This window comes from Nocardioides dilutus (assembly GCF_054779555.1).
Window position 1 is genome coordinate 321,726 of the sequence record NZ_BAAGYA010000001.1, and the last position, 18,065, is coordinate 339,790.

The following is an 18,065-nucleotide window of genomic DNA, read 5'->3' on the forward strand; positions in this document are numbered from 1 at the left end:
AACCCGCCCATCGGAGGAGCACCAATGCGTACGCCGCTCACGCTCGCCAGTGCCCTGCTCCTCGGTGCCACTTCGGCCCTGGTGCCCAGCCCGGCCTCAGCTGCGCCCGGCGAGTTCGGCAACGGTTGTGAGACGACCAGCGTCAGCCCCGACTACACGTTCGTGATGGCGGCCGGTGCGCCCTCGAACCCGCTGCCCGTTGCCGCCCAGTCTGCGGGTGTCGTCACCAAGGCACAGTTCAACCTGCCGCCCAACGCCACGTTGGTCTACCCGCAGAAGCTCAAGATCGTCCGTTCGACGGGCGTGGCCAACCAGTACACGGTGACCGCCGAGAGCCCGCCACTGGAAGCCACGGCCGGCACGGAGTCGTTCAATGTGCGGCTGCCCGTCGCCGGTGGCGACCTCCTTGGCCTCTACGGGGGCGATACCGGGACCCTCTACTGCACGACCGCATCGGCGAGCGACGTGATAGGGGGGGCTGAAGGGGACTCTGCACCCGGGTCCGCAGTCACCTACCTCGCCTCGACGAGCCATGCGCTACCCGTGGTCGTCACGCTGGAGCCTGACCGCGACGAGGACGGGTTCGGAGACATCACGCAGGACAAGTGCCCGCAGAGCGCCGCTTTCCAGGGCGAGTGCCCCGTCGTCGACTCGTTTGCCGCCTCGCAGGGAGGCTCGATCATCGTCGTCGTCGGGATCGACAACAAGGCCAAGGTCAAGGTCACCGGCAAGGCCAGGGTCAACGGCAAGGTCGTCAAGCTCGGGGGCAAGCAGAAGACCGTCAAGCCCGGCGAGCTGGGCCGGTTCAAGGTCGCCGTGCCGAGCGTCCTCAGGGCGGCCCTTGCCAAGCTCCCGTCCAGCAAGTTCATCAAGGTCACCTTCACGGCGAGCGTGATCGACGTCCGTGGACGCAAGTCCAAGGACACCTCGTCGGTCAAGCTGCGCGGGACGCGGTAGGGGCCCGGCCCTCAGCGGCAGCCGTAGGAGCCGTGGCGCCAGTGGCGCCGCGGCCCGCGGGCCAGGAACCAGAGCCCTAGGACGGCGAAGACCACGAACGGCGCGTGCATGACCACGGCCACCAGCGCGAGCAGAGGGACAGCCGCGAACAGCGGCACCGGCGAACGGCGGGTCCGCCACCTCGGCTCCGGTCGAGGCGGCGGCCCGGCCGGGCGGGCGCCGTACGCCCCTCCCGGCAGGTCGCGAAACAGCGGCGAGAGCTCGGCGTGGGTCTTGGCGGCCCAGACCTGCTCGAGCCGCTCGGCGTGCTCGTCGGCGGACAGGCGGCCCTGGGCGTAGTGCTCGCCCAGGTCCGCCGCCGCCCGCTCGCGCTCGGCGTCGCCGATCCGGATCGTCTCGAACGGGCCGGCGCTCACGACTCGGCGTCCCCGGTCTCGGGGTCCCCTGTGTCATGGCCGTCGGCGAGGATTCCGTAGAGCTTGCGCCGGGTCTCGACGAGGACGTCGACAGCCGCCTGGCGCTGGCTCTCCGAACCCTGCGTGACGATCTGCCAGACCGCCCCCATGACCTGGCCGATCTCCGGCTTGAGGTCGGCGTAGTCGCCGGTCGCCCGGTCGGTCCGGTCGAACGGCCGCCACACCGCCGCCAGCTCCTCGGCGTGCTCGGTGACGTGCGTGGCGCCCTGCGCCGTGAGGCGGAGCGACTTGCGGCCCATCTCGTCGTCTGTCTCGAGCAGGCCCTCGTCATGAAGGAGCTGGATGGTCGGGTAGACCGAGCCGGGGCTGGGCTTCCAGGCCCCGCCGCTGCGCTCGTCGATCTGCTGGATGACCTGGTAGCCGTTGAGCTGCTCACCGCTCTCCGCGGCGGTGCGGAGCACGTCGAGGATGGCCGAGCGGACGTCGCCGCGGCGCACCCGGGGACCGCGGGACGTCGTGCCCCGGGTGCCCATCCCGAACAGCCCCGCCACCCACGGCGGCGGCCCTCCGGGTCCACCAGGGCCGCCGAAGCCGCCCCACTCCCCCCACGGTCCGCCGCGGCGTCGGCCGTGACCCCCGTGCTGCTGCCACTCGCCCTCGGCGGGGCGCACCCACTGTCGGTTGAATCCTTGGTGTCCCATGCGGGGACTCCCTCCGTGATCTGGTCCCGGTCGGTCCGGGTATCGCGGTCGCTCGGTCCGGTCCGTGTGACTGTCGGCGACGGTTCGCGATATATCGTGACTGTACGGCGATAGTTGCGTTGAGGCAAGGGCGGGCGCGCAGGAATCCCCGCATGACAGGTGACTCCTGACGTTCGCGGCCGAAATTTCGGCCGCGAACGTCAGGAGTCACCGGCTATGCGGGGAATCCTCCAGGGCTACCGCGCCAGCCAGGCGGCGTACGCGTCGAAGGTGTAGGGCCGGCCCAGGAAGTCGGCGACCAGGTCGGCGGCGTCCTTGGTGCCGCCGGGGGCGAGGATCCGGTCGCGGTAGCGACCGGCGACCTCGGCGTCGAAGAGGTCGCCGGGGTCGAACGCCGAGAACAGGTCCTTCGCGATGACCAGCGACCACATGTAGGTGTAGTAGGCCGAGGAGTAGCCGCCGAGGTGGCCGAAGCTGGCGAACATGTGGGTGCCGTCGAGGTAGCGGAAGGGCGAGTAGCGCTCCTGGAGCTCGATCGTCTTGGCCGTCAGGTCGGCGGGGCGCTCGGTGTGGAACCAGTAGGACATCGAGGCGTAGAACATCTGCTGCCTGGCCTGGATGCCCTTGCCGAAGTCGTCGGCCGCGCGCATCCGCTCGACCAGGTCGGCCGGGATCGGCTCGCCGGCCGCGTTGCGGGCGAAGGTCTGCAGGATGTCGGCGTCCCAGGCCCACTCCTCGAGCATCTGGCTGGGGGCCTCCACGAAGTCCCACTCGGTCGCGACCCCGGAGAACCGGGTGTACGGCGCCTGGCCGCCGAGCACGTGGTGCACGAGGTGGCCGAACTCGTGGAACAGCGTGACCACGTGGTCGTGCTCCATCAGGCCGCGGTTGAAGTTGCACACGAGGGCGCCCTCGGGCAGCTGGCGCCCGCCGACGCCGCCCGCGATCGTGAACTGCGCGGCGTGCTTGTACTTCCCCTCCCGTGGGAAGAGGTCGAGGTAGATGCGGCCGATCAGCTCGCCTTCGCCGGCGCCGTCCCCGTCATGTCCAGGGCCGTCGAGCCGGTGCACGTCGTAGACCGCGACGTCCTCGTGCCAGCTGGTCGCGTCCGGCACCGGGTCGTAGCGGAGCCCGAACAGCCGGCCGGTCACCTCGAGCAGTCCCCGGCGCACCGACTCGAAGGGGAAGTAGGTGCGGACCAGCTGGGAGTCGACGTCATGCTGCTCCTTGCGGACCAGCTCCTCGTAGTAGGACGAGTTGGTCGCGTCGAGCGCCTCGGCCCCGGGCACGTCGCGCTGCAGGCGCTCGAGGAGCACCTCGAGGTCGCGACGCATCGGCTTCTCGGCCGCGTCGGCGATCTTGTCGATGAACTCGGGGATCGCCGATCCGCTGCCGATCATCTTCACGTCCGCGTCGTACGACGCCCAGTCGTCGTAGCCCACCAGGTCGGCCAGCTCCTGGCGCAGGTCGAACATCTCCTTGAGCAGGGAGTCGTTCTGTGGCCAGCCCTGTCCGAGAAAGGCCTGGGCGAGGTCGGTGCGTACGCCGGCGTCGTGCACGAACATCCGCGCGGGGACGGTGTCGGGGTAGTCGGTGCTGATCGCGACCAGGCCGTCCTCGTCGACCGGGTGCTCGTCGAGCCAGTCCTGTGGCAGCCCCGCCAGCCGGTCGGGCGTGACCTTGACGTAGCGCACGTCGTCGCGGATGTTGCGGCTGAACTCCTGGTCCAGGGCGGTCAGCCGCTCGTTGATCTCCGCCAGCCGGGCCCGGGTCGCGTCGTCGCGGTCGACGCCGGCGCGCCGGAAGTCCTCGAGCGTCTTGTCGAGCAACCGGGCCGGGATCTCGTCGAGGCCGGACGCGTCGACCCCGGCGAACACCTCGTAGAGCCCGCGGTCCTGACGAAGCTCGGTGAGCAGCTTGTCGACCTCGATCTCGGCGCGCTCGCTCGCGGTCCGGACCTCCTCGACGGGATGGACGTTGGCCAGCAGGGACGACAGGGCGCCGACGTTGCTCAGGGCGAGGGTCACCTCGTCCCAGCGGCGTAGCACGTCGAGCGCCTCGAGCCCCCCGGACCCGGACGCCTTCAGCCCCTCCACGATCTCTCGCGCGCGGGCCAGCCCGTCGGCGGTCCGGGTCTCGACCCACCCGAGGGCCTCGTCGGTGGTGGGCAGCTGCAGCGGCACGGGTGGCGTCACGCAGCCACCCTAAGCGGCCCAGCGGTCAGCGGCCTGGGCCTCGAAGGCACCCGTGCTCACCGGAAGGTGACGATGCGGACGGGCAGGTTGGAGATCGCGCCCTGGGTGGTGCCACTCAGGTTGCACAGCAGCGCGCGCAGCGTGCCGGCGTCCACGACCTGCGCGCCGTAGAAGAAGACGCCCTCCTGCATGTTCGCCTGGACGGAGAAGACCACCGCGTCGCCCGCGCTGGCGCCCCCGCCGATGCCGACGTTGACCTCCTTGCAGGTGCCGGTGGGGACCTGGCCGCCGCCGATGCTGACCAGTCCGGTGGCCGAGCCCCCCACGATGTCGTTGAAGGTCAGGCTGTTGTTCTCGACCTTGCTGGAGTCCACCGCGTTGCTGGCCAGCTCTGTCGAGTCCACCGACGAGCTCGCCAGGTCGCTCGACGTCAACGAGTTGTTGAACACCTCGCTGCTGTCGACGGCGCCGGCCGCGATCTCCGACGCGCCCACCGAGTCGACGGCCAGGTCCTCGTCGACCAGGCTGCCGTCGGCGATCTGGGCGCCGGTGAGCGACCCGGCCAGGACGTCCGCCGCAGCCACGGTTCCGTCGCCGAGGTCCGCCCCGGTCACGCTGCCGTCGGTGAGCTGAGCCCCGCCCACGGAGCCGGCAAGGAGGTCGGCACCGGTCAGGCTGCCGTCGGCAACCGCGGCGCCGCTCACCGCCCCCGTCATCAGGTCGACCGCTGCCACCTGACCATCCCTGATCTTGACCGACGTGACGCTGTTCTTCCTCAGGTCCACACCCTTGACCTGGCCGTTGACGATGTCCTTGGAGCGCACCGTGTTGGCGGCGTAGGCGCCGCCGGTGCCCAGGGCGACGACGAGGGCAAGAAGCGAGCAGACGTTGGCGAAGCTGACGTGGCGACGGGCTCCCATGGGCTGACCTCCGGAGGTGCGGGTGGTCTCGGAACCTATGGAGCGAGATTCGGGAAGTCTTCAGGCCGCGAATCACGCCAGCTGGTCACGCCGGCGAGCGAGGTAGGCGATCTCGGCCTCGTTGTCGGTGGCGGCGATGGCGGCGTCGTACGCCGCCCGTGACTCGGCGCTGCGGCCCATCCGCCGCAGCAGGTCGGCCCGGGTGGCGTGCCAGGCGTGGTAGGAGGTCATGTCCAGCCGGTCGACGATCGCCAGCGCGACCTCTGGACCGTCCAGCTCGGCGACCGCCACGGCCCGGTTGAGCTCGACGAAGGGCGAGGGCGCGATGACCCGCAGCTGCTCGTAGAGCGCGGCGATCTGACCCCAGTCGGTGTCGGCCGCCGTCCGCGCGTCGGTGTGCACCGCGTTGATCGCAGCGAGGATCTGGTAGTGCCCGGGCCTTCCCACGGCCAGGCACTCGCGCACCAGGGCGTGCCCTTCGTCGACGAGCTCGCGGTCCCACCCGCCCCGGTCCTGCTGGTCGAGCGGGACGAGCTCGCCGCCGGCCACCCGCGTCGTACGCCGTGCCTCGATCAGCAGCATCAGCGCGAGCAGACCCGTGACCTCAGGGACGTCGGGCAGGAGCCGGCGCAGGATCCGGCCGAGCCGGATGGCCTCCGCGGTGAGCTCCTCACGGACCGGCGCGGCGTCGGCACTGGAGCTGAGGTAGCCCTCGTTGAACACGAGGTAGACGACCGCAAGCACCGCGCCCAGCCGCGGTGGCAGGTCCTCGGCGTCGGGCACCCGGTAGGGGATCTTGGCCAGGCTGATCTTCTTCTTGGCGCGGGTGATGCGCTGGGCCATGGTCGTCTCGGGGACGAGGAACGCCTGCGCGATCTCGGCAACGGTGAGGCCGCCGAGCAGGCGCAGGGTCAGCGCCACCCGCGCCTCCGGGGCGAGCGACGGGTGGCAGCAGGTGAAGATCAGCCGCAGCCGGTCGTCCTCGAGCGGCCCGGTCGGCTCGTGGGGTGTGTCGTCAGTGATCATGAGGGCCGCCTGATGCTTGGCGTCGCGGTGGGACTCGCGGCGGATCCGGTCGATCGCGCGGTTGCCGGCGGTGGTGGTCAGCCAGCCGCCCGGGTTGGGCGGCACACCGCTGACCGGCCACTTCTCCACCGCGGCCAGCAGGGCCTCCCCGGCCGCCTCCTCGGCGATGTCGATGTCACCGAAGCGGCGGACCAGGGACGCCACGATCCGGCCGTACTCCTCGCGGTAGATCCGCTCGATCGCGGCCTGCGAGTCCGCGACCGTCACGCAGGCTCGGCCTGGAAGGGACGGATCTCGACGGGGCCCTCGCACGCCTTGGAGGCCTCGGTCGCCCACTCGAGCGCCGCGTCGAGGTCGGGGAGCTCGAAGACCCAGAAGCCACCGACCCACTCCTTGGCCTCGGCGAACGGGCCGTCGGTGACGATCGGCTCGGCTCCGGTGTTGTCGACCGTGGTCGCCACCTCGATCGGCTCGAGCCCGCCAGCGAACACCCAGATGCCGGCGTCCTTGGCCTTCTGGTTGAACCGGTCCACCGCCTCGAAGATCGGCTGCATGGCCTCCATGTCGAACTCGGTCGGGTCGTCGGCGGTGCCGTGCACGGTGAGCATGTACTGGGTCATCTCGGTCTCCTCCATCGTCAGCGGGGCGGCCCGGGTGGCTGCCCTCATCCTCTCCACGAACGGCGGTCACTCGATACGACACCTGCGAGAAGTTTCTGCTCCGGGCTGTTTCTGATCCGGGCTAGTGGTCACTAGTTTCGGGGCCATGACCGACTGGGGGCAGCTCTACCGCGACCACGTCGAGGCGATCGAAGCCCTGGCTCCGACCCTGACCGAGCAGCAGCTGGCGACGATCGTCCCGGCCACTCCCTCGTGGACCGTCCTGGAGGTGCTCGCGCACCTCGCCGGCGGCGCGAGCGACGCGGTCACCGGACGGATGGACGGCGCGCCGAGCCCGGAGTGGACCGAGCGGCACGTCGGCGAGCGGCGCGACGCCTCGGTGGACGAGCTGCTGACCGAGCTCCGCGAGCTCCAGGAGGGCATCGTCGAGAGCGTGGTCGACAACCCACGGCCGGCGTTCGTCTGGAACATCGCCGTGCACCACGCCGATCTGCACGAGGCGCTCGGGCTGCCCGCCCTCGCTGAGCGGTTCTGGCTGCCGATCTCCGAGTCCCTCTCCGCGCGGGTGCCCGCAGCCGCCGCGTCGGTTCCGGCCTACGAGCTGTTCCGGGCGCTCTTCTCGCGTCGGTCCCGTGCCCAGATGCGGGCGTGGGGTACCGATCTCAGCGCCGAAGAGCTCGACGAGCTGTGCATCTTCGGTCCCCGAGAGGACGACCAGCCTCTCCCTGACTAGTGCTGCAGGAGCCCGACAAGGCGGCGGGCATCGACTGAGCTCGTCGGTCAGTCCCTGGCCGTGTAGCTGACGAAGGCGAACCCGCATGGTCCCTCGGCGTCGGGGACGACACCTCCGGTGACCTTGCTCTTGCTCTTGAACTTCCCGTCGACCTGGGTGACCGGGAACGGGTTCGGTCCGTCGTAGGTCTGTTTGAGGAAGCTGCCGTCGTTCTTGATCGGCATGTTCTTGCGGACCATCTTGACGTTCTCACCTCCACAGACGAGCTTGACCGTCATCTTGGCGACCTTGGACTTGTCGTTGCCGATCACGATCTTGACGGCGCCGGTGATGTTCGACGTGGTGGTCTTGATGTCGCCCTTGTAGACCGTGTTGGCCTTCGGTGTGGCCGCCTTGGGCGAGGCGGCGGCGCCGAGCGCGGCCGGCGCCGGCACTGCGATCAAGCAGGCCGTGGCGGTGACGCCGAGCAACGCGGCGGCGGCGATGCGGGTCGACGGGTGGTGGTGTGTCACGACATGGGTCTCCTGTTCAGTCCGAGATCCGGTGGCGACGTCCCGATCCGTCATCCGAAACCTTGGAACACGGGCGTCCGACGAGCGTCCGACACCGGTCGAGGCACTGGGCGGGTCACTGGGCGAGGACACTGGTCGAGTGCGTCTGAGGGGCCTGCTGGCCGACACCCGGCCCCTCGCGGTCCCGGCCTTCCGCCGGCTCTGGACCGCCAACGTCGTCACGGTCATCGGCGCCCAGCTCACGGTCGTGGCGGTGCCCGCCCAGATCTACTCGCAGACCGGCTCATCGGCGTACGTCGGGCTGACCGGCGTGTTCGGGCTCGTCCCGCTGGTCGTGTTCGGGTTGTACGGCGGCGCGCTGGCCGACGTCTTCGACCGGCGGACCATCCTCCTGGTCACCACGGGCGGCCTGATCGCGACCAGTGCGCTGTTCTGGCTCCAGGCCGCGGCCGGGGGCATCGGGGTGTGGTCGCTGCTCTGCCTGTTCGCGGTGCAACAGGCCTTCTTCGCGGTCAACCAGCCGACCCGTAGCGCAGTGCTACCCAAGCTCCTGCCCCTGGAACTGCTGCCCGCGGCCAACTCCCTGAACATGACCGTGATGCAGGCCGGCGCGATCGCCGGTCCGCTCGCGGCCGGCGTGCTCATCCCGGTGGTCGGGCTCGAGTGGCTCTACCTCGTCGACACGGTCACGCTCCTGGCCACGCTGTCGGCGGTGATCCGGCTGCCCCGGCTGCCGGTGCTGGCCTCGCCGGGCGGCGCCCCCGGCGTCCGTGCGGTGGTCGACGGGTTCGCCTACCTGAGGCACCAGCCGGTCCTGCTGATGTCGTTCGTGGTCGACATCATCGCGATGGTCTTCGGGATGCCGCGGGCACTCTTCCCCGAGATCGCCGACATCGAGTTCGGCGGCCCCTCCGAGGGCGGTCTGGTGTTTGCCCTGCTGTTCGCCGCCATCCCTGCAGGAGCCGTCGTCGGCGGCGTCCTCAGCGGCTGGGTGTCACGGGTCGAGGCGCAAGGGCGGGCGGTGCTCGCCTGCATCCTGGTGTGGGGCCTGGCGATGACCGGCTTCGGCCTGGCCGTCGGGGCCGCGGACCTCCGCGACGAGGGATGGATGCGCCTGATGCTCGTCGCCGCCCTGGCCATGCTGATGATCGGTGGAGCAGCCGACATGGCCTCGGCGGCCTTCCGTCAGGCGATGCTGCAGAGCGCGGCCTCCGACGACGTGCGCGGCCGTCTCCAGGGGGTGTTCATCGTCGTCGTGGTGGGCGGTCCGAGGATCGCGGACACGGCGCACGGCGCCGCGGCCGCTGCGGTCGGCACCGCGGCGACCGCTGCGGGTGGCGGCGTCCTGGTCGTGGTGGGCACGGTGCTGGCCGCGTTGGTCGTGCCGTCGTTCGTGCGCTACCGGGTGGGCAGACCCCACACGTGATCCTGCTCGCCCACGTGCTCGGCGTCGTCGAGGTCCTGACGGTCAGTGCTCGGTCTCGCGCAGGGACGCCCCCCGCGCCGGGCCGACGACGAGCACCGAGGTCACCGTTGCCACGACGACGAGCACCGCGCCGACCACAGCAGCGAGCAGCACCAGCCTGCCGACGTCGGGGTCAGCAAGCACCCGCGGGATCGTTGCGTCGTCGGTCACCCCGAGCTCGAGCGACGGCAGCAGCACGGCGAGCGCAGCCACGCCGGCACCCACCCCCGACGTCGCGGCGGCGCCCAGAACGGCCACCGACTCCCAGACCGACGACAGGACGACGGTCCGGCGGGGCACCCCGACCACCCGCAGCGACGCCGCGTCCCGTCGGCGTGCCGGGACCTGCACGGCATTGCTGACCACCAGTCCGCCGAGGGCCATGAGAAGGAGCACGGCACCGACGACGAGGTAGAGCCGAAGGGCCTGGGCATAGGCACTGTCGTCGAGCGACCGGCGTTCGTCGGCGACGCCACCGACGCGGACCAGCCCCACGCGCAGCAACCCGTCGAGCACGTGCGCCGGGGCGTCGTCCCGCACGAGCACCGAAGGCAGCACCAGCGGTGGGGCGGGGTCGGAGTGGAGCAGGAACGACGGCAGGTCGGCGAGCAGCCCAGCCGGTCCGACGAAGGGCAGGCTCTCCGCCTCGGCCGCGACGCGGACGTCCATGACCTCGCTGGCGGTCTCCAGGGAACCCCCGGGGCCGAGGAGGTCGTGGGCGTCCACCCCGACCAGCAGCGGGAGCGGCACGACCGCCGCCGAAGGCAGGATCGTCGCGTCGGCGGCCACCGTCACTCCGCCGGTATCGGTGCCCACGGGGCGGCCCGAGGCACCGTCTCCCGGGCTGGTCCAGCCACCGTCACCCAGCGGCGGGGACACCGGAGCCCCGTCCACCGCCAGGCCGGTGACCACCAGGGGTGCGTCGAGACCGTCCACGGAGATGGAGCGCAACAGGCAGCCGCGCGCGCAGGCGCCGGTCGTGTCGGTGAGCGTCGCCTCCCCCGCGGGGAAGGTGCCGAGCCGGATCGTCTGGTCGCCGACCACCGTGCGGACGCCGAGGACCACGGTCGCCCCCGCCGACGGGGCGATCGCGGTGACGGCGACCTGTTGGCCCCCGATGCGCAGCACGGGCGCGGTGGGCCCCACGAGCTCCATCGCCTGCGCGCCGGTGCGTCCGCCGAGCCACTGCGCCGGCCAGGCACCCACCCGGCCGAGCCGCGCGGAGTCGACCACCGCGATTGTGCCCACGGCTGGGATCCCGACCCGGCCGGCCGCCATCACGTAGCGGCCTTCCGGGTCCACGTCCCGGGTGAGCTGCAGCGTCTCGTCGAGCGTCAACGGCGAGTCGTAGACGTTGTCGGCCGGGGCCACGGTGGCCGCGACGCTGCCCCGCCAGCCCGCGGCGACGCTGTCCACCCCGACCGCGAAGACGGCGAGCGAGATCGCCGCGGTGACCGGCAGCACGACCAGGGTTCCCTGCGATCTCCGGGCGACGGCGCGGGCCGCGACGAACACCGAGAGCGGGCGCTGCGCCCCACGAGCCGTCCAGCGTGTCGCGAGGGCGGCGATGACCCGGGTGGTGACGAGACCGGCCGCGACGGCCACCGCTACCGGGAGCAGCAGGTCGGCGAGCCCCAGGCCGTCCGGATCGGCCCCCACGCGGGTCAGGGGCAGCGCCAGGGCCAACAGCACCACCACGAGCTCGGCGGTGACCACGAGTCGGGAGCTGGGCCGGGGCCGGTGCACCCCGGCGAGTCGCTCGCCGATCGTCTGCCGCATCCCCTGGGCGACGGCCCCGGCCGAGACCACGGCGAGGGCGGCGATGACCAGTGCGGCCCCCAGCAGCGACGTGCTCGGCACGTCGAGCCCGATACCCGGGCGCAGCCAGGCTCGGGCCAGGCCCGCCGCCGCGCCGTAGCCTGCGGCCAGACCCAGGGGGACACTGACCAGCACCAGCAGCCACGGCTCGCTGAGTCCCAGCACCCACGAACGACGCCGGCCCAGGCCGCGCAGGGCCGCCAGTGCCTGCTCGGGGGCCCGTAGGCCGACCGCGGCGACCTGGAGCCGGAGGATCATCGCCAGCGCGACGAGCACGAGCGAGACGACGGCCGGTGCCAGAGCTGTCCGCGCGGCCTCGCGCTGCCCACGCACGTCCACCAGCACCGCGGCGAGCGCGTTGGCGTTGGAGGTGCCGACCAGCCGGCCGCCGCCCTCGAGCGTGGAGTCCACGGAGCGGGCCCGTTCGACGTCGCTCACCAGTTCGTCGAAGGCCCGGTCGCTCAACCGGTCCGGCACCCGCAGCCGGCTCTCGATGCGGACCTCCCACAGCGCCGGACGCAGGTCGGCGAACACGTCGGGGCTCACCACGAAGGGCGCCGGCCGGTAGGGCTCCCCGTCCGGTGGAGGTATCGAGGGGCGGCTCGTGAACAGCGACGGGAAGAGCCAGTCGTCGGTCGTGGTCGGGAGCGAGTAGACCCCCACGATCTCCAGCGCCCCGAGCAGCGGCGCCTCGAGCGCGTCGCCGATCCCGAGTGTCCGCAGGTCGTCCCGGCTCACCAGCACCTCACCCGGCCCCGCCGGGCAGCGACCTTCTACCTCGAGGGTCGCGCAGATGTCGTCCCGGGCCAGGTAGCGCACCACCGCGCCGTCACTGTCGCGGATCACATCGTTGGCGATGAGCAGGAGGTCGGGCCTCGCGTACAACTCAGGCCTGACCCGCTCGACCTCGGCGAGCGCCGCGGCGACCAGGCCGTCGAGGTCGGGCTCGCCCTCCCCGGCGCGGCGGTCGTCGAACGCCGACCAGGAGATTGCCGTCAAGGCCTCCGGGGTGGCGTCCACCCGGGTCAGCGTGTAGCTGTCGATCGAGCTCTGCTGGAACATCGGCCCGAGGACCACCGCGCCCAGGGCGAGCACCATCATCACCAGGGTGCTCACGGAGAGCAGGGCTCGGGCGCGCAGGCCGCGGAGGACGGTGGCGAGGGTGGTCACGGCTCGGGCTCCTCGCCGATGACCAGGAGGGCCGCCGAGCCTCGTCTCGCGCCACGCACCACCGAGGCGCTCGTCGCGAGGGCTCCGGCGACGGCGGTGCCGAGGAGCACGTCGAGCCGTGGCGACGCGTCGAGCGGCAGCAGGGCGGGCCCGGTCGGGACCAGGCCGGCGGAGTCGACGACGGTCACGGCCGCCACCCAGCCTCCCAGCAGGATCGCCCCGAGGACGAGAGTGGCCAGGACGGTCGCCTCGACGACCCGCGCCCGACGCAGCTCGGCGGCGCGGACACCGAGGAGCCGCATCACTGCGTCATCGTGCGCGTGCTCCTGCCGTCTCCGGTGACGTCCGGTGAGCAGGGCGAGCAGGCCGAGCGCGGTCGCGGACACCAGCCCGACCCGGCGTACCCGGTCCTCGGCGCGCTGCTGAGCTCCGAGGTCGCTTCGGGCCGGGTCGAGCGACACGGGCGGCCCCGCCCCGGCCTCGCGCAGAGCGGCGAGCAGGTCTTCCGGAGTGTCCGACCGGGCCAGGACGAGGCTGCGGACGGCCGGGATCGTGCCGGGAGCACCGGCGAGCGCCACGGGCAGGTCACCGAGCAGACCCGCACCGCGGACGAGCGGCAGTGCGGGGCGAGCGCCGACCTGCTCGAGGGCACGGGGGGCGCCGCCGACGTCGTCCACCTGGGGGGCGTCCTCGCCGAAGTCGAGGCGGCCCGCGACCAGCATCGGCTCGGGCCCGGCGCCGTCGCCCGGACGGACGACGGCGCCCGCGCCCAACCTCACCGCACCGGGGCCGACCATCGCCCCGCTCGCGTCGACCCAGGCCAGGTCGAGCAGATCGGTGCCGCCCAGCGACAGGCCGGTCACCTCGACCGCTTCCGTCGCCGCGAGGCTCAGCACGACGCAGCCCTCGGCACAGTCCTCGACCTGGGCACGCCCACTGCCGAGGGGCACGGCAACCGAACCGACCGAGCCGCCGTCGCCGACGTACGACACCGTCACGGACGCGGTCTCCGCCCCTGCGGCGGCCAGCTCGAGGCCGTCCCCGGTCACGAACCGGACCGGCGGCGCGGCCCGCAGGCTCTCGACGGCGGGGTCGACGTCGGCAGGTGTCGACGAAAGGAAGTCCGAGGCCACTTCGTCGTAGCGCTCCAGGTCGAGCCACGCCGTGCGATACCTGGCCTCGTCGCGGCCGTCGTTGACGGCGGCCGCCATCAACCAGCGGCCCTCCGGGTCGAGCCGCCTGGTGAGGAGCAGGGTCTCCTGCGCGGTGCCGTCCGAGAGGTCCAGCCGCAGTGGAGCGCCCTGTCCCAGCCGTGCCGACTCGTCGGCCCAGCCAGCCGTCGCGAGCAACGCACCGAGGCTGGTCGCCGTCACGACGCCGGCGGCGATCACCGCACGCACCCCGGCGGCGTGCTCGGTGCCGAGAGCGCGACGGACGCCGAGGAGCAACCCCGTCGAGCGGACACCGGCGACGCGCCCAGCGGCGTTCGACGCACTGCGGGTCATCCAGACGACCAGCTGTCCGGCGGCCAGCCCGAACAGAACCGGACCGGCCAGCACCAGGCTGCCCGGGTCGTCGCCGGAGCCCGAGTACGCCGCCAGGACGGCGCCCAGCACGGTCGCGACCCCGGCGACCATCCCCACGAACCGGGCGCCCGGCCCCGGTCCCGACCAGCTGCGACGCCGGACCGCCACGGGAAGGGGCTCGCGCGCGACGACCACGGCCGCCCCCGCTGCGACGACGGCTTGGGCACCGACCAGCAGGGCCGCGGGGACCAGCACTCCGACGCCGATCAGTCGGGGCAGGTCCCAGGTCGTGTGCAGCATGCGGACCGCGGCGGCTCCGGCGGTCGACCCGACCCCGCCGGCGACGAGCACCACCGTGACCGGTTGGCCCGCCACGTGTGCCAGCAGTCGCAGGCCTCGAGTGCCGCGGAGCTTCACCAGGGTCACCTCGGCGCGGCGCCGTCGAGCCAGCTCCACGGAGGGTCCCGCAGTCACCAGCAGGGCGAGCGCCGCCGGCGCCAGCAGCACCGGTTGACGAGCCTCCTCTGCGGCCGCGGCAGACACGACGATGGTCACCAACGACAGCGCGGTCGTGGCGACCAGGAGGAGGACCGGCCCGGCGTTGGCCCAGACCGCGCGGAGCGGGCGCATCAGGACGCGGGCCGACCGACCAGGTGTCCGTCGGCGAGCCCGTGACTGTCGTCGCAGAGGTCGACCACCTCGGGGTCGTGCGTGGCCACGACGACGACGGCTCCTTGGTCGGCCCTCGCGCGGAGGAGGCGCAGCACCAGCCCGGCGGTGACGGAGTCGAGCTCGCTCGTGGGCTCATCGGCCAGCAGCACCGGTGCGTCCACGACGAGGGCGCGGGCCACCGCCACCCGCTGGAGCTGGCCACCCGAGAGCTCCTCGACCTGGCGGTCACCGAGGTCCCCGATGTGCAGCTCGGCCAACGCTTCCCGGGCCCGCGCATCGGCCTCGGTGGGCGGTACACCGCGAGCGCGCAACGCCACGGACACGTTCTCGCGCGCCGAGAGGATCGGCACCAGCCCGTAGACCTGGAGCACGAACGCGAACTCCGGCCCGGGGTCGCCGGTGCCCCGCCAGGTCGGCACGCCGTCGTACGTCGCCGTGCCGCGCGTCGGCTCGAGCAGACCGCCCGCCACGGAGAGCAGCGTGGTCTTGCCGGAACCGCTGGCCCCGAACAACGCCGCCATCCGCCCCGGCTCGAAGGCGAGATCGATCTCGTCGAGCAGCACCCGGTCGACGTCGTAGCCGACGCCACTCAGCTCGATCACCGGGACCGGTCCTCGGGGTTCTGCCGGTCCTCCCGGCTGATGACCAGGCGGTGGTCGCCATCGGGCTCGATCCGGACCAGCAGCCCCGCGGGCCACAGCTCCACCAGCTCGGTCGGCAGGTGCAGCAGGCCTTCCTCGCCCAGCACGGCGTACTCGGAGCCCGAGCGGCCCTCGGCGCCGATCCGGCCGTTCCTCATCGTGATGGTGCGTGGAAAGGACGCCGCGACCTCGGCCTGGTGGGTGACCACGACCAAGGTGGTGTCGAGGTCGGTGGCCACCCGGTGCAGCAGGTCGACGACGGCGTCACGGTCCTCGTGCCCGAGCGCGCTGGTCGGTTCGTCGGCGAGCAGCAGGCGCGGGCCGGTGGCCACGGCGCAGGCGAGGGCCAGGCGCTGCCGCTGGCCACCGGACAGGGTGGACACCGCCTGGTCGCGCTGGTCGGAGAGACCGACACGCTCGAGCAGCTCCGTCGGGTCCGGGAGCTCGGACCGCGACTCGTCGTCGGGATGGACGCCGGAGCCGAGCCGGGCGAAGGCGAGGTTCTGCCGGGCCGTGGCGTATGACAACAGGTTGCGCGTCGCGCCCTGGAGCATCGTGCTCACCAACCGGGCGCGCACCCGGGTCAGCCCGCGCTCGTTCAACCGGGAGATCTCCTCATCGCCCAGGAAGATGCGGCCCGCAGACGGACGCTGGATCCCGCCCAGGAGGGTGAGCAGCGTCGACTTCCCGCACCCGGACGGTCCGAGGAACGCCACCCGTTCGCCGGGCCCGATGCTCAGGTCGATTCCCCGGAGCGCCACCACGTCGTGGCCGGCGAAGGTGCGGTAGATATGGACGACGCCCTCACAGCGGACCTCGACGCCGCCGCGCTGCCTTGACGGCCCACCTCCCCCCGAGGTCACGTCGAGGGCGGGCACGCCCCCCATCGTCACACGTGCGTGACGAGCATCGGAGCCACGAACCTCTCGATCAGCTCGCGCTCGTCGTCCTCGTCCCGGCCGGGCATGAGCAGCAGCGACACGACCACCCTCAGCAGCCACCGGGCCGCGAGCGGGTCGTCGACGAGCCCCATGCCGAGGGTCTCGAGCACCTCGGACGAGGCTGCGATGTCAGCGGTGACCGCTGTGCCGTCCCCCACCAGCCAGCCAGCGAGGAGGGGGGTACCCCGCACGTGCCGGAGGGCGGACAGCACAGCGGCCACCAGACGGGCTTCCCGTCCTTCGACGGCAGCCGTCTCCCGAGTCACTGCGGCACCGATGCGGCGAGCCACCCGGTGCACGTACGCGAGCTGGAGCTCGCGCCGGTCTGAGAAGTAGCGGTAGAGGGTGGCCCGCGAGCACCCGGCCGCGCGGGCGACCTCGCCCATGCTCACCTTCGAAGGGCCACGGTCGGCGAACAGCTCGCCCGCGGCGTCGAGGATCCGCTCGGTGGCGAGCCGGGAGCGGTCGTCGGCCAGCCAGCTCACCGAGGCTCCGTCACGACGAAGGGCATCGTCACCGGACGGCGTACGTAGGGCCCCGGTGCCCAGCGCACTGCCTCGGCATCGACGGAGAAGTGCGGGATCCGCGCCAGCAGCTCCTCGAGCGCCACCCGCACCTGCATCCGAGCGGCCGCGTTGCCCAGGCAGTGGTGTCCACCCTGCCCGAAGGCGAGGATCTGCGACGGCGCACGGTGGACGTCGAGCTCGTCGGCGTCCGGACCGTAGCGGCGCGGGTCGCGATTGGCAGCGCCGTAGTGGAGGAGGACCTTGCGTCCGGCAGGGATCCGGATGCCGTGCAGCTCGACGTCGCGGGTGGTGGTGCGGGCGAGCGCCTGCACCGGGGACGTCAGCCGCAGGAACTCCTCGACCGCGGCCTTCGTGAGCAGCGGGTCGGCCACCAACACGGCGCGCTGGGTGGGATGTTCGGCGAGCAGCTGGACGGCGCCGCCGAGCGCGCCGGTCGTGGTGTCGTTGCCGCCGGTGACCATCGCGAACACGTAGCCCAGGATCGACACCAGGCCGGCCCCATGGTCGGGTCCAGCGTCGCCCACGCCCGCGGCGACGAGGTGGGAGATGGTGTCGTCTCCGGGCGCCGTCCGCCGCCGTTCGATGAGCGAGGAGAAGTAGCCGAGCAGCTCCGCGGTGGCGTCCGCCGCGTCGGTGGGGTCACCGGTCGAGCTGGCCGCGACGATCGCGTCGGTCCAGGCGTCGAACCGGTCGCGGTTCTCCGCCGGGACCCCGAGGTAGTGGGCGACGACCATGCTGGGCAGGGGTTTGAACAGCTCGACGACGATGTCGCCGTGACCGCGGTCGACGATCCGCTGGACCCTCTCGGCGACGTAGGCGCGCACCGCCGGCTCCACGTCCTGCACCTGCCGGGGGGTGAAGCCGCGGCTGACCAGGCGCCGGAACGCCGTGTGCTCCGGCGGGTCGAGCATCACCAGAGGCGGGTTGTCCACCAGCCCGATCTTCTCCAGCTCGCCGTACTCCACCGTGAGGCCCTGGGCGGAGGAGAATGTGGCCCCGTCGACTGCGGCTGCGAGCACGTCGGCATGGCGGGTCAGGACGTAGAAGTCGGCGTCGGGCCGGTGCTCGGGAACGACGTGGTGGACCGGGTCATGGTCGCGTAGCGCGGCCAGGCCGGCCCACGGCTTGCGCCAGGCCTCGCCGCCGCCTGGCGCGTAGGCCACCGGTGGGTGGGACACCGCTGTGGTCACGTTGACACTTTGAGACAACTCGTTGCTGTTGTCTA

At 72.3% G+C, this 18,065-nt stretch carries 16 protein-coding genes; 3 read left to right on the forward strand and 13 right to left on the reverse strand.

The genetic code is table 11. The features are described from left to right. Window positions 1-24: 24 nt before the first annotated feature. Window positions 25-957 carry a hypothetical protein gene (locus ACYVC6_RS01540; RefSeq protein WP_460710255.1) on the forward strand — a complete coding sequence of 311 codons (933 nt, stop codon included), beginning with the start codon at window positions 25-27 and terminating at the stop codon, window positions 955-957. An 11-nt stretch (window positions 958-968) separates the two neighbouring features. Here ACYVC6_RS01540 and ACYVC6_RS01545 read toward each other — a convergent pair whose 3' ends face one another. From ACYVC6_RS01545 to ACYVC6_RS01570, 6 genes are all read right to left on the reverse strand, one after another. Further along, on the reverse strand, window positions 969-1,373 hold the full coding sequence (locus ACYVC6_RS01545; RefSeq protein WP_460710258.1) for a DUF1707 SHOCT-like domain-containing protein: 405 nt from the start codon (window positions 1,371-1,373) through the stop codon (window positions 969-971). Beyond that, entirely contained in the window at window positions 1,370-2,074 is a 705-nt protein-coding gene (locus tag ACYVC6_RS01550; protein WP_460710260.1) for a PadR family transcriptional regulator, read from the reverse strand. The genes ACYVC6_RS01545 and ACYVC6_RS01550 overlap by 4 nt, the downstream gene beginning before the upstream one ends. A 236-nt stretch (window positions 2,075-2,310) precedes the next feature. After that, complete coding sequence (locus ACYVC6_RS01555; RefSeq protein ID WP_460710262.1) at window positions 2,311-4,269, reverse strand: M3 family metallopeptidase; 1,959 nt, start codon at window positions 4,267-4,269, stop codon at window positions 2,311-2,313. A gap of 56 nt (window positions 4,270-4,325) precedes the next feature. Further along, complete coding sequence (locus ACYVC6_RS01560) at window positions 4,326-5,189, reverse strand: hypothetical protein (protein ID WP_460710264.1); 864 nt, start codon at window positions 5,187-5,189, stop codon at window positions 4,326-4,328. Window positions 5,190-5,261: 72 nt separating this feature from the next. After that, the gene (locus ACYVC6_RS01565) at window positions 5,262-6,482 is read right to left on the reverse strand and encodes an RNA polymerase sigma factor (RefSeq protein ID WP_460710266.1); all 1,221 of its coding nucleotides are present in this window, start codon (window positions 6,480-6,482) and stop codon (window positions 5,262-5,264) included. Then, window positions 6,479-6,883: a YciI family protein gene (locus ACYVC6_RS01570; RefSeq protein ID WP_460710268.1), complete on the reverse strand. Its 405-nt coding sequence runs from the start codon at window positions 6,881-6,883 to the stop codon at window positions 6,479-6,481. Before ACYVC6_RS01570 ends, ACYVC6_RS01565 begins: the two co-directional genes overlap by 4 nt. A gap of 97 nt (window positions 6,884-6,980) precedes the next feature. Here ACYVC6_RS01570 and ACYVC6_RS01575 point away from each other — a divergent pair, with 97 nt between their 5' ends. Then, window positions 6,981-7,568, forward strand: a complete 588-nt coding sequence (locus ACYVC6_RS01575) for a maleylpyruvate isomerase N-terminal domain-containing protein (RefSeq protein ID WP_460710270.1) — start codon at window positions 6,981-6,983, stop codon at window positions 7,566-7,568. Window positions 7,569-7,615: 47 nt separating this feature from the next. Here ACYVC6_RS01575 and ACYVC6_RS01580 read toward each other — a convergent pair whose 3' ends face one another. Further along, complete coding sequence (locus ACYVC6_RS01580) at window positions 7,616-8,080, reverse strand: hypothetical protein (RefSeq protein WP_460710273.1); 465 nt, start codon at window positions 8,078-8,080, stop codon at window positions 7,616-7,618. Between the two features lie 139 nt (window positions 8,081-8,219). Here ACYVC6_RS01580 and ACYVC6_RS01585 point away from each other — a divergent pair, with 139 nt between their 5' ends. Beyond that, the gene (locus ACYVC6_RS01585; RefSeq protein ID WP_460710275.1) at window positions 8,220-9,506 is read left to right on the forward strand and encodes an MFS transporter; all 1,287 of its coding nucleotides are present in this window, start codon (window positions 8,220-8,222) and stop codon (window positions 9,504-9,506) included. Between the two features lie 42 nt (window positions 9,507-9,548). Here ACYVC6_RS01585 and ACYVC6_RS01590 read toward each other — a convergent pair whose 3' ends face one another. The 6 genes from ACYVC6_RS01590 to ACYVC6_RS01615 are packed head-to-tail and all read right to left on the reverse strand — an operon-like array spanning window position 9,549 to window position 18,030. Continuing rightward, complete coding sequence (locus ACYVC6_RS01590) at window positions 9,549-12,533, reverse strand: FtsX-like permease family protein (protein WP_460710277.1); 2,985 nt, start codon at window positions 12,531-12,533, stop codon at window positions 9,549-9,551. Continuing rightward, window positions 12,530-14,689 carry a hypothetical protein gene (locus ACYVC6_RS01595; protein WP_460710279.1) on the reverse strand — a complete coding sequence of 720 codons (2,160 nt, stop codon included), beginning with the start codon at window positions 14,687-14,689 and terminating at the stop codon, window positions 12,530-12,532. Before ACYVC6_RS01595 ends, ACYVC6_RS01590 begins: the two co-directional genes overlap by 4 nt. Beyond that, a complete protein-coding gene (locus ACYVC6_RS01600) occupies window positions 14,689-15,333 on the reverse strand; it encodes an ABC transporter ATP-binding protein (protein ID WP_460710281.1) in 645 nt (214 codons plus the stop codon). Before ACYVC6_RS01600 ends, ACYVC6_RS01595 begins: the two co-directional genes overlap by 1 nt. After that, the gene (locus ACYVC6_RS01605; protein WP_460710283.1) at window positions 15,330-16,250 is read right to left on the reverse strand and encodes an ABC transporter ATP-binding protein; all 921 of its coding nucleotides are present in this window, start codon (window positions 16,248-16,250) and stop codon (window positions 15,330-15,332) included. The genes ACYVC6_RS01600 and ACYVC6_RS01605 overlap by 4 nt, the downstream gene beginning before the upstream one ends. 11 nt (window positions 16,251-16,261) lie before the next feature. Further along, complete coding sequence (locus tag ACYVC6_RS01610) at window positions 16,262-16,798, reverse strand: TetR/AcrR family transcriptional regulator (protein WP_460710285.1); 537 nt, start codon at window positions 16,796-16,798, stop codon at window positions 16,262-16,264. After that, complete coding sequence (locus tag ACYVC6_RS01615; protein WP_460710287.1) at window positions 16,795-18,030, reverse strand: cytochrome P450; 1,236 nt, start codon at window positions 18,028-18,030, stop codon at window positions 16,795-16,797. The genes ACYVC6_RS01610 and ACYVC6_RS01615 overlap by 4 nt, the downstream gene beginning before the upstream one ends. Between the last annotated feature and the right edge of the window lie 35 nt (window positions 18,031-18,065).

What these genes read in the sequence shown, in the direction of transcription:
- ACYVC6_RS01540 (WP_460710255.1), top strand. Translation starts at nt 25, where the DNA reads ATGCGTACGCCGCTCACGCTCGCCAGTGCCCTGCTCCTCGGTGCCACT.
- ACYVC6_RS01550 (WP_460710260.1), bottom strand. Translation starts at nt 2,074, where the DNA reads ATGGGACACCAAGGATTCAACCGACAGTGGGTGCGCCCCGCCGAGGGC.
- ACYVC6_RS01560 (WP_460710264.1), bottom strand. Translation starts at nt 5,189, where the DNA reads ATGGGAGCCCGTCGCCACGTCAGCTTCGCCAACGTCTGCTCGCTTCTT.
- ACYVC6_RS01570 (WP_460710268.1), bottom strand. Translation starts at nt 6,883, where the DNA reads ATGAGGGCAGCCACCCGGGCCGCCCCGCTGACGATGGAGGAGACCGAG.
- ACYVC6_RS01575 (WP_460710270.1), top strand. Translation starts at nt 6,981, where the DNA reads ATGACCGACTGGGGGCAGCTCTACCGCGACCACGTCGAGGCGATCGAA.
- ACYVC6_RS01595 (WP_460710279.1), bottom strand. Translation starts at nt 14,689, where the DNA reads ATGCGCCCGCTCCGCGCGGTCTGGGCCAACGCCGGGCCGGTCCTCCTC.